Origin of the sequence: Sinimarinibacterium flocculans (assembly GCF_003201205.1) — a bacterium.
Classification (GTDB): Bacteria; Pseudomonadota; Gammaproteobacteria; order Nevskiales; family Nevskiaceae; genus Solimonas; species Solimonas flocculans.
The window spans coordinates 494,390-508,041 of sequence record NZ_QICN01000001.1; the positions used below are offsets into that span (position 1 = coordinate 494,390).

At 68.4% G+C, this 13,652-nt stretch carries 14 protein-coding genes and 2 tRNA genes; 7 read left to right on the forward strand and 9 right to left on the reverse strand.

Going from position 1 to position 13,652, the window contains the following annotated elements; all coding sequences use genetic code 11:
* Positions 1 to 5: 5 nt before the first annotated feature.
* From C8D93_RS02210 to C8D93_RS02250, 9 genes are all read right to left on the reverse strand, one after another.
* Entirely contained in the window at positions 6 to 983 is a 978-nt protein-coding gene (locus C8D93_RS02210) for an AgmX/PglI C-terminal domain-containing protein (protein WP_110263515.1), read from the reverse strand.
* A 100-nt stretch (positions 984 to 1,083) separates the two neighbouring features.
* Complete coding sequence (locus tag C8D93_RS02215) at positions 1,084 to 1,599, reverse strand: ExbD/TolR family protein (RefSeq protein ID WP_245903784.1); 516 nt, start codon at positions 1,597 to 1,599, stop codon at positions 1,084 to 1,086.
* Positions 1,596 to 2,093 (reverse strand): ExbD/TolR family protein, encoded by a 498-nt coding sequence (locus C8D93_RS02220; RefSeq protein WP_110263516.1) that lies wholly within the window; start codon positions 2,091 to 2,093, stop codon positions 1,596 to 1,598. Before C8D93_RS02220 ends, C8D93_RS02215 begins: the two co-directional genes overlap by 4 nt.
* A 13-nt stretch (positions 2,094 to 2,106) precedes the next feature.
* Positions 2,107 to 2,739, reverse strand: coding sequence for a MotA/TolQ/ExbB proton channel family protein (locus C8D93_RS02225; RefSeq protein ID WP_110263517.1), 633 nt, complete (start codon positions 2,737 to 2,739; stop codon positions 2,107 to 2,109).
* A gap of 63 nt (positions 2,740 to 2,802) precedes the next feature.
* Complete coding sequence (locus tag C8D93_RS02230) at positions 2,803 to 3,150, reverse strand: hypothetical protein (RefSeq protein ID WP_110263518.1); 348 nt, start codon at positions 3,148 to 3,150, stop codon at positions 2,803 to 2,805.
* Entirely contained in the window at positions 3,147 to 3,812 is a 666-nt protein-coding gene (locus C8D93_RS02235) for a tetratricopeptide repeat protein (protein WP_110263519.1), read from the reverse strand. The genes C8D93_RS02230 and C8D93_RS02235 overlap by 4 nt, the downstream gene beginning before the upstream one ends.
* Positions 3,796 to 6,636, reverse strand: a complete 2,841-nt coding sequence (locus C8D93_RS02240) for a tetratricopeptide repeat protein (protein ID WP_110263520.1) — start codon at positions 6,634 to 6,636, stop codon at positions 3,796 to 3,798. Before C8D93_RS02240 ends, C8D93_RS02235 begins: the two co-directional genes overlap by 17 nt.
* Positions 6,626 to 8,434 (reverse strand): tetratricopeptide repeat protein, encoded by a 1,809-nt coding sequence (locus C8D93_RS02245; RefSeq protein ID WP_146216483.1) that lies wholly within the window; start codon positions 8,432 to 8,434, stop codon positions 6,626 to 6,628. The genes C8D93_RS02240 and C8D93_RS02245 overlap by 11 nt, the downstream gene beginning before the upstream one ends.
* Positions 8,434 to 9,006: a hypothetical protein gene (locus tag C8D93_RS02250; protein WP_110263522.1), complete on the reverse strand. Its 573-nt coding sequence runs from the start codon at positions 9,004 to 9,006 to the stop codon at positions 8,434 to 8,436. Before C8D93_RS02250 ends, C8D93_RS02245 begins: the two co-directional genes overlap by 1 nt.
* Positions 9,007 to 9,553: 547 nt before the next feature.
* On the opposite strand from C8D93_RS02250, the gene C8D93_RS02255 reads away from it, so the two are divergent.
* The 7 genes from C8D93_RS02255 (at position 9,554) to C8D93_RS02285 (ending at position 13,652) form a co-directional block, all read left to right on the forward strand.
* Positions 9,554 to 9,826, forward strand: coding sequence for a non-specific DNA-binding protein Hbs (locus C8D93_RS02255; protein ID WP_110263523.1), 273 nt, complete (start codon positions 9,554 to 9,556; stop codon positions 9,824 to 9,826).
* A gap of 57 nt (positions 9,827 to 9,883) precedes the next feature.
* Positions 9,884 to 9,959 (forward strand) — tRNA-Val (locus tag C8D93_RS02260).
* A 13-nt stretch (positions 9,960 to 9,972) separates the two neighbouring features.
* Positions 9,973 to 10,049 (forward strand) — tRNA-Asp (locus tag C8D93_RS02265).
* A 158-nt stretch (positions 10,050 to 10,207) separates the two neighbouring features.
* Positions 10,208 to 11,002 (forward strand): alpha/beta hydrolase, encoded by a 795-nt coding sequence (locus C8D93_RS02270; protein ID WP_110263524.1) that lies wholly within the window; start codon positions 10,208 to 10,210, stop codon positions 11,000 to 11,002.
* A complete protein-coding gene (locus C8D93_RS02275) occupies positions 10,992 to 11,777 on the forward strand; it encodes a DUF3450 domain-containing protein (protein ID WP_245903785.1) in 786 nt (261 codons plus the stop codon). Before C8D93_RS02270 ends, C8D93_RS02275 begins: the two co-directional genes overlap by 11 nt.
* The gene (locus C8D93_RS02280; protein ID WP_110263525.1) at positions 11,774 to 13,120 is read left to right on the forward strand and encodes a MotA/TolQ/ExbB proton channel family protein; all 1,347 of its coding nucleotides are present in this window, start codon (positions 11,774 to 11,776) and stop codon (positions 13,118 to 13,120) included. Before C8D93_RS02275 ends, C8D93_RS02280 begins: the two co-directional genes overlap by 4 nt.
* Complete coding sequence (locus C8D93_RS02285) at positions 13,113 to 13,652, forward strand: MotA/TolQ/ExbB proton channel family protein (RefSeq protein ID WP_245903786.1); 540 nt, start codon at positions 13,113 to 13,115, stop codon at positions 13,650 to 13,652. The genes C8D93_RS02280 and C8D93_RS02285 overlap by 8 nt, the downstream gene beginning before the upstream one ends.

The following is a 13,652-nucleotide window of genomic DNA, read 5'->3' on the forward strand; positions in this document are numbered from 1 at the left end:
TGCTTCTACGACGGCAGGAACGTGATCGGGTAGTTGGGATAGGTGAACGCCGGCACGTCCTTGGCGCCGAAGTTCATCAGCATCACGCGCTGCACGATCTTGCGTTCGAGGTCGGGATTGTTGAAGGTGCTGGACACCAGCTTGCAATCCGTCACCGAGCCGTTGGGCGCGATCGTCAGGCTGATGACGATCTTGCCGGCGCCCAGGTTGGGGTTGTCGCGCGCAGCCCGGTTGTAGATCGATGTGATCGCGCCCTTGTTGCGGTCGAAGATCAGCTGGATCTCCTCGAGCGTGCGGCCGGCGATCAGGCGGTCGCCACCTTGCCCGGGCCGTGTGCGGTCCGGGCCGACGCCGACCGGGCTCTCGACCTGCGTCGTGCGCCGTTCGCCGAGTCCGCTGCCGGACTGCGCGCGCCGGGTCGCGCCGGTGCCGCTCGGCGAGCCGATGCCGCTGGATGCCGCGGACGCCGACTGTTCGAAGACGCGGCTGTCGCCGCCGTCGCTGCCGCCGGAGCGATCGATCGTCGCCAGTGCCTGGTCGGGTCGCTGGATCGACTGCACGCCGCTGTGCAAGGCCTGCAGCTGATCGGCGAACGCCATGACGCCTGAGCGCGACGCCGTCTCGCGGGCGCGTTCGACGGCGCGCTGCTGCTGGACCTCGGGGGGCTGGGCCGGCGGCGCGGTCGGCTGCGGCTGCGGCTCAGCCGGGGCTTCGGGTTCGACCGGGTCCGGTTCGTCCTGCTCGGCCGGTTGGGGCTCCTCGACCTTGTCGGCCACCGGTGCCGGTTCCTCGGCCAGCAGTTCGACATAGCGCGAGCCGGTCAGCGTGCCGCCGCCGCGCGTCAGCCCGACGAGTTCGAGGAACGGCACGACGATGCTGATGATCAGCAGCGGAATGCCGACGATCACGATCAGGCGGTTGAAGCGGCGATCCGACTCCGCAGCCAGATCCCAGCTCTGCCACTGGATGGTCTGCGTGCTCACTGGTGCACCTTATAGCTGAAGGGACAATGCAGACTTCGCCGTGAGCGGACGCGCGCCTCCCGCACCCATTGCGCTTCGCGCAAGCGCCGTGTCGACGCGCTCATGCGCCGTCTCCACCGGCGCGGTGTGCGACGGCGAGCGAGATCTTCGCGAAGCGTGCATCGGTGCACGTCGCCATGATCTTCTTGACCAGCTGATAGGGGATGTCCTTGTCGGCCATGATGTTGATTTCGCCGCGGGAGACCGCGCCGTCGGCGTCGCCGCCCACGACCGGCAGCAGGCCTTCCTGCAGCAGACGCGCCTTGAGCGGTCCGAGCACGTTGGCGGTGCTGTCCATCGCGGCGGTCGTGCTCATGACGACCTCGCTGTTCACGAGGATGTCCTCGTTGGTGACCATCAGCAGCACGGTTTCGCGCGGACCGTCCACGGCGACCGATTCCGGCAGCACCAGCGTTCCGGGGTTCGGCAGCACCTCGACCTGCGAGGAGTTCACGAGCAGGAAGAAGACCAGGATCGTGAAGATGTCCATCAGCGAGGTCAGCGACAGCGCCCCCGGACGGTTGCGCTTGCGACGGCGTTCCAGGCGCTGCGTGCGCAGCGTGTGGGCGCGGATCACGGTGCGGCCTCCTGTGCCGGCGCATCGCCGACCGAAATCTGCGGGAACATGTCGACCAGCACCCCTTCGCTCGCGGCCGGCAGGTAGTGGACGGTGTCCATCACCTGGATCATCACGTCGTAGGCGATGCCGGGTTCGAGCAGCAGGGTGATGCGGTCCTCTGCCGGATTGCGCTCCTTGATGCCGGCCAGCGCCTGGCCCAGCGCGGCGTAGCTGTAGTCGTCCTCGGCCTTCGGCCACGACTGCACGGTGGCGCCGTCATTGGTCAGCGTCAGTCCGGTTTCGCGGATCACGACGGTCAGGCCGCGCTTGACGTCCTCGGACGGCGGCTGGCTGCGGGAGCTGTCGGGCAGGTCCAGTTCCTTGATCGTCAGCTGCGTGAAGACGGCCGTGATCAGCAGGAACGGCACCAGCACGACCATCAGGTTGAGAAAGGCCGTGATGTTGAGCTCCGCCACGTCCTGGCGGCGCGCACGGCGCATGCGGGCGAGCATCGGCGTCTCTGGTTTAGCCCTTGAGGCCGAGGCTGTTGAGGAACTTGATCGCCGCCATCTCGACGCTGTCGATCAGGTCGTTGGCCCTGGACTGCAGCCAGGCATGCGACAGCAGCAGCGGAATGGCGACCATCAGGCCGAACGCCGTGGTGTTCATGGCCACCGAGATCGACGCCGACAGCAGGTTCGCCTTCTCCGCCGGATTGACGTTGGCCACCGCGTTGAAGCCCTGGATCAGGCCGATGATGGTGCCGAGCAGTCCGAGCAGCGTGGCGATGTTGGCGAAGGTCGCGAGGTAGTGCGTGCGCCGCTCGAGCAGCGGCGTGACTTCCATGATGCTTTCCTCCATCGCCATCTCGATCTCGCCGCGGGTCGCGTTGCCGCGGGCCCGGGCCAGGCCGAAGCCGAGCACGCGACCGATTGCCGTCTCCGACTCGCCGGCGAGCTGCTCGGCGGCCTCGTGCTTGCCCTGGTTGAGCAGCGGCAGCAGGTTCGACCACAGCTGGCGGTTTTCGACGTTCGCGCGACGCAGGTACAGCGCGCGCTCGATCGCGATCGCGAGCCCGATGATCAGCACCACCAGAATGGGGTACATGAACGCGCCGCCACTCTGGAAGAAGCGCAGGACGGTGGCAAAGAACTCCATGGGGTCAGCCTCTTGATGAATCAGTGCGTGGTTGGGTGACGGGGCTTGTGCGTTGCATCCGCTTCAGCGGCCGCCGGGGGTGACGATACCTTTTTGCTTCAGCGCGCCACTGAGCGCGTTGTGATACTCGATCTGGCGGACGAACACCTGCTCGTCCACGGGTAGCAGTTCCTCCTGCAAGAGACGCGCCGGACGGTCCATGTCCGGTTCCGGACGCGCGTCGCGCCACGGCATGATGTACAGACCGATCGGCGATTCGCGTTCGCCGATGATGGTCGTGCCGGCCTCGCCGGTGTCCTGGCGGCCGGCGGACTGCGGCATACCGCCGACGGCCGGCATCTCGTCCTGCGCCGTCGCGGCGCCGGCGAACCCGAGCAGCACGATCCCCAGCAGCCGGGTTGCCCCGCTCATGGCTGCACCTCGCTGCCGTCCGGCGGCGCTGCGGACGCAGGAGCCTCGGCCGGCGGGTTCTCCGCCTCGATCTGCGCAACCCAGGCCATGACCCGGAGGTCGTCGCCACCGGTCAGGCGCAGATATTCGCGGTAGTGGGGCAGGGCGTCCGTCGGTCGTCGCAGGTGCGCGTCGAGCAGCAGCCCGAGATTGTAATGCGCGAAGGCGTACCCGGAATCGATTGCCAGCGCGCGTTCGTACGACGCGCGGGCGCGCTCGAAGTCTCCGGACTCGCGGTAGAGGATGCCGAGCCAGTTCAAGGCGATCTTGTTGTCGGGCTTGAGCTGTGCGGCGCGGGCGAGCGCCCCGATCGCCTGCGGACGGCGGTTGGAGCGCGCGAACAGGATGCCGAGGTTGGTCCACGGGCCGGCGTGCTCGGGGAAGTCCTGCGCCACCGTGCGGAAGGCCTCCTCGGCTTCGCCGACCTGGCCGTCGCGCAGCATCTGCAGCGCCGCGTCGAAACGCTGCTGTGGATTGCCCTTGTCGGGTTCCGTCTGAGCCTCTCCGGTCGTGGGCGACGGCTCGGCGGATGGCGGGCGCTGCTGCACGCTGCCGCAGGCGGCGAGCAGCAGGACGAGCGAGGCGGCGGCAAGCTGCCGCGCGCGATCAGTCGAGCGCTTCATAGCGGTCCTCTCCCTGCTCGCGCTTGCCGTAGCGTGCCGGCACCATGTCGGCGAGCGTCGCCGCGCTGCGGGCGATCCACTCGTCGTACAGATCGCTGCGCAGGCGCTGCAGGTTGGCTTCGTGGGTTTCGATGGCCTGCTCCTCGAAGGGATAAGCCTGCTCCTCGAGCAGCAGTTCGTACTGTTCCAGCGCAAGGCCGTCGAGATCGCGCGGGCGCTCCGACGACATCAGTGCGCGGCCGAATTCGCGGTAGACCTCGCCGAGTTCGAAGGTCGCGGCGGTGGTGGTCTCGGCAAAGCCGTACCCGGCCGCGCGATCGAGCCAGCGGATCGCCTCCTGCATGGCCTGCTGCTTGCGCGGCAGGCTGTTCTCGATCGGCAGGCTCAGGCGCAGGCGGGCGACGTCGCGCGCGGCCATGCGTCCCAGTTCGAGGCTGGCTTCGGCCGCCAGCGAGCGCGACCGGTTGCTGCGCTCGGTGCCGGCCGCACTGTCGGCATCGACCAGGGCCTGCAGCCAGAAGTTCAGCTGGGTGGCATTGCCCGAGGCACGGGCGTAGTCGACCAGACGGCTGCGCGCCTCCAGCGCGCGCTCCAGCGGGCGCGGATAGGTCTCGACGTAGCGGGCATAGGCACCGGCGGCATCGTCGGCGGCCTCGCCCTCGTCGAACAGCGTTGCCGCCAGCCATGCCGCCTCGCGGCGCACGTCGACGCTTTCGCTGTCGCGACCGGCAATGCGCAGGTAGGCGCGGGCGGCGTCGAGCGGCCTGCCGTCGCTCTGATAGGCGACCGCGAGTTTCTTGTCGACGTCGGCTTCCAGTGCGTGTCCGGGGAAGCGCTGACGGAAGCCTTCGAGCACGCGCGCCGCCGCGGGCCAGTCCTCGAGCGCGATGAGCGCCGCCGCGCCGTCGTACTCGGCGGTGGCGCGGATGCCCGAGGCGGGCGCGAGCTCGCCGATGCGCAGGAAGTGGAATGCCGCGGTCTTGAGGTCGTCCGCCTCGCGTGCCGCCTCGCCCTGGCGATACACCGAGATCGCCAGCTGCTCGGTGATCTCGGCGCGTTCGGCGGCCTGCGCCGGCGTCAGCCGCAGTTCCTCGGAGAACGCCGACTCGGCTTCGGCAAAGCGGTCCTCGGCGAAGTGGGCGTCGCCGGTCACGCTCCAGGCGATGCGGCGCAGCGTCGCGTCGGCCGGCGGTTGCGCGTCGAGGACGCGCGACGCGATCGTGATGGCCTCGTCGTAGGCCTCGAGTTCGTAGAGGTCCTGCGTCGCCTGCGTCAGCACCGCGAGCTTGTGCTCGTGGGCGGGGAAGCTGTCGGCGAGGCGGATCGCGGCATCGACCGCCGTGCGCAGTGCCTGCGGTCGCTGGGCGGCGTCCACTTCTCCGGCATGTCGCGCGTAGGCGAGCACCGAGGCATAGGCGGCCTCGCCGGCGCGGGCGAAGCCTTCGTAGTCGTAGCCGGTACGCGCGTACTCCTGCGCCGCCTCGAGCGTGCGGCCGCCGTCGAGCAGGGCGTCGCCGAGCAGGAAGTTCACCTCGGCGAGCTTCTCGTCCTGCGGGAACAGCTCGATGATCCGGCGATACCAGCGGGCGGCGACCAGGAAGTCCGCGCGCCGGGCCGTCGGGTCGGCGTCCTCGGCAGCCTGCTGCGCGCGTGCATGGTGATGGCGCGCGAGATCGTCCATGTGCGTGCGCAGCTCGGCCATCACCGCGTCGGTCGGCGCGGCGCCGGCCCAGTACGCGGCATCGGGGTCGTAGACGGTGGCGTAGCGCTGCTTTTCCTCGATGACGAGATCGCCGAAACCGGCGTCCTCGTAGACCGCGATGATCCGCGACTGGAAGCCGGGCGCCAGCGGCGAACTGCCGTAGCGCGAGATGAACGCCGCATAGGCGCCGGCGGCATCCGTGTAGCGTTCCTTGTCGCGCATCGCCTCGCCGAGCGCCACGTAGAGCAGGGGATGGAAGCGCACGTCACCGTGCGCCTGCAGATAGTCGTTGAGCGCCGGCCCGCCGCCGAGCGTCGCGAGCGCCAGCGTGATCACGCGCAGCGAGTCGCGCACCATGTCGGCGTCGGCCACGTCGACCTGCGCGAGCGCCGGCTCGGGTTCGAGCAGCTCGCCGGTCGGCAGCTCGCGGTCGAGGATGTCGAAGAAGGTGCCGACGGCGTCCTCGTACTTCGACTGCTTGTACTGCGTCCAGCCGTACTTGTACTGCGCCGGCTCGAAGAACGGCGTCGCGTCCTTCAGGTCCATCACCACGCGGTAGTCGCTTTCGGCCTCGGCGTAGCGGCCCAGGTAGAACAGCAGTTCCGCACGGCGGAAGCGCGCGTCGCCGGCGAGGTCCGAGTTCGGGTGCCGGTCGGTCAGTCGCTTGAGCGTATCGATCGCGGCTTCGGTCTCGCCGATGTTCTGTTGCGCGCGGGCGAGCTGGTAGAAGATGCGGTCGTTGTCGTCGCTGTTCGGGTCGGCGTACAGCAACTTGTTGTAGAGGCTGATGGCCTCCTGCAGGGATTTCTCGGACTCCTCGGTCGCGCCGCGGCTGTCCTGGATCTGCACCTGCAGGTCGGCCAGGCGCCGCTGCGCCTCGTTGCGGGTCTCGACGTCCGGCGCCAGTTCCAGCAGCCGGCGGTAGTTCTCGGCTGCTGCCTCGGCATCGCGTGCGACCGGTTCGGAGCGGATGATCGGCAGCACCTCCTCGGAGGGGCGATCCATCTTGCCGATCGTCTTGGAGATCGGCGGCGAGCTTTCCTTGATGACGCTCGATCCGCAGCCCGCGAGCAGCAGGCCCGCAAGTGGGAGCAGCAGGCGGCGGCTGCGGTTACTCGTCATTGAGTTCGCCCTTCTTCCGACGGTCGTACAGGCGCGCCAGCGCGAAGCGTGCCTCGATGAGATAGCGCTCGATCTGCTGCTTCTGGCCGTCCAGGTTGACCAGGGCCATGTCCTGCAGCAGCTTCGACTGTTCATCGCCGGCGACGGCAAGCTGCCGGCTCAGGTCCGCCAGGCGCTGCTGCGCGGCGCGGGCGCGCTCGGCCGGACCGTTGAAGCGCGCCGGCGCCCCGGCGAGCCGCAGGCGCGGTCGCAGCTGCGGTGCGCCTGGGTCGTCGCCAGCGTAGGCGCCGGGTACCGACAGCGCCGTTTCGGCGCGCAGCGGAATTTCCAGGCCCGCCCACGGCGGCGACCAGCGGCTGCGCGCGCGGCGGATCAGCAGCGTCGCATCGCCGGGCGGACGGTCGGACGCGGTGTAGAGCCGTTCCGCCGTGCTCAGCCGCTGCGACCAGGACTCGAGCGAGCGCTGCATCATGCGCGTGTCGCGGTAGTTCTTCAGCGCCTCCTGGAAGCGGTGTTCGGCAAGCAGCTGCTGGAGGAAGTAGGTTTCCGGCGCGTCCGGCAGGTCGAGCAGCTTCCACTGCCATCCTGCTTCGGATTCGATCTCGCGACGCACGATGGTTTCGACCATGCGCCCCTGACGGATCGAGATCTTGGCGGCCTCCATGCGCCGCCGCGCTTCCTCGAGCACCCCGATGGCCTTCTCGTAGTACTGCAGCGCCTGCGTGTAGGCGCCGAGCCGGTCCAGCGTGAACGGAATCGCCAGCCAGGCTTCCTGCACGGCCGTATCCATGGGGTCGCGCGAGATCAGCTCGACCCAGGGCACCAATGCCTTGGCCAGTGCCTCTTCTTCCTGCTCGCTGGCCTTGCTCAGCCGGAACGAGCGCAGGCCGGCACGCTTGAAGATGTCTTCCTCGACGAAGCCGGGGCGCAGCAGCACGCCCAGCGTCGAGAAGGTGGTGAACGGGCTCGAGTCGGTCTCGGGCTCGTCGCCGACCAGGGCCTTGCTGACACGCTCACCTTGTGGGGCGAGTTCGGCCCAGCCGAGGCCGAGCAGGGCGCGGTTCGAGAACGGCCCTTCGAATCGCACGCGCTCCAGCGGCGGCTTGGCGGTGCCGCCCTGCTGGCTCTGCAGGAAGTACCAGCCGAGGCTCAGGTTCGCGCGATCTCGCAGCGCCAGCTCTTCGAGGTCGGACGGGACCAGCCGGCCGACACGATCGAGTACCGTCAGTCCCTGCGGCGCCCGGCCGTCGTTGATCAGCGCCACGGCGAGGTTGTAGCGCGTGTAAGGCGACTGGCGGTCCGAGTTGTCGAGGTCGGTCAGCACCTCGGCAGCATCGCCATAGCGCTTTTCCGCCATGAGCACGCGTGCGAGCAGGTCCTGCCAGTCCTCGACCAGTTCCTGCGGCAGGCTTTCGCGCATCCGGTAGAGGGTCGCGCGGGCCTCCGCCCAGTAACCCCGCGTGTACTCGAACTCGGCGATGCGCAACTGCGCCCGGCCGAGCATCAGCCGGTCGTCGGTGGTGCGTTCGAGCTGACGGTAGATGGCCTGTGCGCGATCGCGCAGGCCGAAGGCGAGATAGTTTTCGGCGAGCTGCCAACGGTACGGCTCGGGCAGGCGCTGTGGTTCGTTCGACGGATCGATCAGGCGCAGTTCGACGATCGCCGAGTAGTGGCGGCTGTCGCGGCTCAGGTACTCCGCGACGCGCAGATGCGGATCGTCCGGCGAGCCCGGTGCATAGATGTCGGCGGCGGACGCCGGCAGCGTGGCGGCCAGCAGCAGCAGAGCCAGCGCGCGCATCAGGGCAGGCTCCGCCATTGCTTCATGGTGGTGCGCAACTCGTCGCCGAAGCGGCTCGCGCGCGAGATCGTGAACTCGAGCTCCGTTTCGCGATCGCCCTTGTCGAAGATCGCCTCGTAACTGCCGGTGACCGGCGGATCCTCCGGGCCGTCGTCGGCGTAGTGGCCGCGATAGTTCAGACGGATGCGGTGCGCGCCCTCGCCGACGGTGGCGCGCAACACGCGCTGCAGGGCCTGCTCCGACAGCAGTGCGCGTGCATCGCGTTCGTCGTAGCGGTGCGACTCGGCATCGCGCTCGTCGATCGCGACGCTGACCTCGTCGAGCAGCAGGCCGGCGACGTCGACGCGCAGGTACACCGACACGCGCAGGTGATCGGGGACCAGCACCGTGTTCTCGATCGACTGCGCTTCGGTCGTCAGTTCGATGACCTCGTCCTTGAGGGCCTGCATGGTTTGATCGAGGCGGATCGCGCGTTCCGCGACATCCGCAGCCTGATCGGCCGCGGCGGCGTGCAGGGGAAACAGCGCAACCAGCAGCGGGCGCACCGCCCTGCGGCCACGAATCAAGCGCATGCGAAAAAAGTTCTGATGGTGGGACCGCGCGAGTGTATCAAAAGCACTTCGCCAGAAGCCTCGTCCGGTGCTTGCGGTCGTTTCTGCGGGACCAGCGGCGGCCCGCGTCAGAGATGGCTGACAAGCGTCGGGATCGACGGAGCCGGGTCGGGCGCAGACGACACCGTTAAGTGTGTGGCCGCGGTCATGCAGTACGTTTCATGACGTGCACATCGAAGTCAATCGGGATCAACCCCCATTCCGATGCGCGTTTTTCACCTGCGCAAGCGTTCCCGGCAAGCTTTGTTGACGGTCGAAAACCCGCTTGTTATAAAGCGCCGCAACCCACCGTTGAGCTCATGGTTTGCGGCCGTCTCGAGCACGTCCAGTGCAAGGTCGCAAGGCGGTTGCATCGTCGTGAAGTGGGTAGGCGGTCGGCAGGGCACGTTGACGATCCGATGAGGACGGCAGGTCGATTCGCACAAACTAGCGGTCAGTCACGCCAGGGGTTCGCCAGATTTTCTTTGTTTCGGCTCATACGCCATCCACTTTTGAGGGGACGCTCTAGATGAACAAAACGGATTTGATCAACGCGGTCGCGGACAAGGCCGATATCTCCAAGGCTGACGCCGGACGTGCGGTCGATGCACTGTTCGAGGTGATCGGCAAGGCGCTCAAGAAGAAGGACAAGGTGTCCCTCGTCGGCTTCGGTACCTTCCTCGTTCGCGAGCGTGCTGCCCGTCAGGGTCGCAACCCGAAGACCGGTGCCACCATCAAGATCAAGGCGAGCAAGACGCCGGCCTTCAAGGCTGGCAAGGCGCTCAAGGACATGCTAAAGTAGCGGTCTTTGCTGGTGGAAAGGTCGCCGGGTACGGGACCGACCGGTAACGCTTCATCGGGGTGCTTAGCTCAGTTGGTAGAGCGTCGCCCTTACAAGGCGAATGTCGGCGGTTCGAGCCCGTCAGCACCCACCAGGCTGCACAATCCGGAGCGGTAGTTCAGTCGGTTAGAATACCGGCCTGTCACGCCGGGGGTCGCGGGTTCGAGTCCCGTCCGCTCCGCCACGTCAAGATCGAAGGGCGTCCCAGTCGGGACGCCCTTCTTTTTTTGTCTCGCACGCGGGGCGGGTGAAAAGCGCGGCTGGGAAGACGGCACTGCGGCGGGCGAGAATGCGACGGCGGTTTTCCGGTTCAGACGCGGCAGTCGTGGGGGAGTGTCCTGAATGTCACATCCAGTCGTGTTGCTGCACGGCATGTGGTGCACCGGTGCGAACTGGGCGCGCGTGCGCGAGATACTCGAACCGCGCGGCTACGCCTGCTTTTCGCCGACGCTGCCGGCGCACGAGCCGGTTCCGGATCAGCCGCTGCAGGTCGGACGCTGCAGCCTGCGCGACTATCTGGGCTTTGCCGAGGACGCGATCGCGGCACAGGGTTACACGCAGCGCCCGGTTCTGGTCGGGCACGGCATGGGCGCTCTGCTGGCGCAGCAGCTGGCCGCGCGGGTCGATGCCCTGGCGCTGGTGCTGCTGAACCCCGCACCGCCGGCGGGCGGAGCGGGCCTGCGCCCGCTGAGGTTCGCCGCGATCTCGCCGTGGCTGGCGACCGGCACGTTCTGGCGCCGTCCCTACAAGCCCGCATTCGAGCGTGCCGCGCGCATCCTTTTCAATGGCATCGCCGCCGATCGGCATCGCGCGCTCTACGAGACGCTGGTGCACGAGTCGGGTCGCGCCGTTTCCGAAATCGCGCTGTGGTGGGCGGACCTCGCGCGTGCTGCCGCGATCCGTTCGGACGATGTACGCTGTCCGGTATACGTGGTCAGCTGCGGTGAAGACCGCCTGATACCCGACGCCGTCGCGCGCCGGGTCGCGGCGCGGTACGCACCGGTGGCACAGCGTCACTATCCAGACCGCGGCCATTGGGTCATCGACGACGAGGAGACCGAGGAAATGATGCACGGCATCTGCAGCTGGCTGCGTCCGATCGAGCGGCGCGAAGAGGCGGCAGCTCGTGCGCGCTGAGGTGTTGCGCCGCAGCGCCGGCATCGGCGCCGCGGTGCTGCTGGCCGCCGTGTGCACGACCGCACCGGCCCAGCAGGACTCGGTGCAGCGGGCCATCGGCACCGTCGAGCAGACGCAGCGTGCGGCTGCCCAGTCTCAGCAGCGCATCGACCGGCTCGATGCGCAGACGCGCGAGATGCTGGAGCGCTACCGGGCGGCGGTCTGGCAGGCGCAGCAGCTCGAGGTCTACAGCGAGCAGATCGAGGAGCTCGTGGAGTCGCAGCGCGGCGATCGCGAGGCGCTGCAACGGCAGATTGACGAGATGGAGCGGGTCGAGCGCGATCTGCTGCCGTTGATGCTGCGCATGATCGACAGCCTCGAATCGTTCATCGAGCTGGACCTGCCGTTCCTGCCGGATGAGCGGCAGCGCCGCGTCGCCGAGTTGCGGCGCCTGATGGGTGATGCCGATGTCGGCACCGCCGACAAGTTCCGGCGCATTCTCGAGGCGTATCGCATCGAGGTCGACTACGGCAATGCGCTCGGCGCGGAGCGGGTCGATGTCGACGGGCGGCTGATGGACCAGCTGCGCGTGGGGCGCACCGGCCTGTTCGCGATCGCGCTCGACGCCGAGGATGCGCTGCGCTGGGATGCCACGGCGCAACGTTGGGAACCGCTGCAAGCCCGGTATATCCCGGCCCTGAGGGAGGCCTTGCGCATTGCCCGGGAAACCGCGGCCGCAAGCCTGCTGGTGTTGCCGATGCCGGTGGCCACGAGTGCCGGGGAGGCTGCACGATGAAGCGCCTGATTGCATCGTTGCTGCTGCTGGTTGCCGCGCCGGTCATGGCGCAGCCTGCCGGTCTGGATGCCCTGCTCGAGCAGATCCGCAAGAGCCAGAGCGAATCGACACGGCTCAATCAGGAGCGCGAGCAGCGCTTCCTGCGCAACAAGAGCGAACAGGCCGAATTGCTGCGCCAGGCCGAGCGCGAGCTGGCTGCCGCCAAGGCGCGCGCCGATGCCGCGCGCGGGCGCTACGACACGCAGCAGCGCGAGGTGGCGGCGCTCAAGGCGCAGCTGCAGGAACGCGCCGGCGACTACGTGCAGGTCAACGCGGCAGTGCGCCAGCTCGCCGGCGAGCTGCGCAGTGCCGCAGCCGACTCGATGCTGACGGCGCAGTTTCCCGAGCGCATGGACTTCCTCGACGAGCTCGCGTCGGGAACGGCGCTGCCGAGCCTGTCCGAGCTGGAGACGCTGTGGTTCACGCTGACCCAGGAGATGACCGAGAGCGGCAAGGTCGCCCGCTTCAGGACGCAGATCGTCGACGAACAGGGCTCGCGGCGCGACGCCGAGGTCATCCGCATCGGCAGCTTCACGGCGTTTGCGGACGGCCGATACCTGGTCGCGAGCAACGAGGGGCGCCTGCTGACGGCGCTGCCGAGACAGCCCTCGGGCCGCCTGCAGGATCTCGCCGAGGACTTCGCCGATGCGGACGGACCGGTGGCGCCGGCGCTCGTCGATCCTTCGCGCGGCAGCCTGCTGCTGATCGAGGGCGAGAAGCCGACGCTGGGCGAGCGCGTGCGCCAGGGTGGCCTCGTCGGTTACGTGATTCTCGCGATCGGAGCCGTCGGCCTGCTGCTCGCGTTCGGCCAGATGGCGTATCTCGAAGCGGTGGGCCGGCGCGTGCGCCGGCAGCTGCGCGAACTGCGAACGCCGCGTGCGGACAATCCGCTCGGTCGTGTGCTCAAGGTATTCGAGGGGGACGACACGCACCAGGAAGATGACGCCGAGCTGCTGGAGCTCAAGCTGTCGGAGGCGGTGTTGCGCGAGATGCCGCCGCTGGAGCGCGCGCAGTCGATCCTGCGCCTGTTCGCGGCCACCGCACCGCTGCTCGGCCTGCTCGGCACCGTCACCGGCATGATCGTGACCTTCCAGGCGATCACGGTCTTCGGCACCGGCGATCCGAAGCTGATGGCCGACGGCATTTCGCAGGCGCTGGTGACGACCGTCGAGGGGCTCGTGGTCGCCTTGCCGCTGCTGTTCGTCAACGTGCTGCTGGCGACGCGTGCGCGCGCCATCGTGCAGGTGCTGGACGAACAGTCGGCCGGCCTGCTCGCGCAGCGGCTGGAGGCGGGGCGTGCTTGACCTGCTCGGGGCCTCCGACGCCGGGCTGCTGTTGCCCGTGCAACGCTTCATGGACGCGGGCGGCTTCGTGCTGTGGTGGATCTTCGCAGCGGCCATCGTGCTGTGGACGCTGATCCTCGAACGCTACTGGTACTTCCGGAGGATCTGGCCGCGCCGTCGCGATGGCGTGCGGCGCGTCTGGCAGGCACGCCCGGAGCGTCGGTCGTGGACGGCGCGCCGCATCCGCGCCGCGATGCTGGGCGAGCAGGAGGCCTCGATGGCGGCGACGCTGCCGCTGATCCAGGTGCTGATCTCGATGTGCCCGCTGCTTGGTCTGCTCGGCACCGTCACCGGCATGATCGAGGTCTTCGACGTGATGTCGCTGAAGGGCACGTCGGACGCGCGGGCGATGGCGGCCGGCGTGTCGCGTGCGACGGTGCCGACGATGGCGGGCATGGTCGTCGGCCTGTCCGGGCTGCTGTCGATCAACCGCTTCCGCAAGCGGGTCCGAGTCGAGACCGAGCGGCTCGGCGACGAGCTGGCCTACACCTGA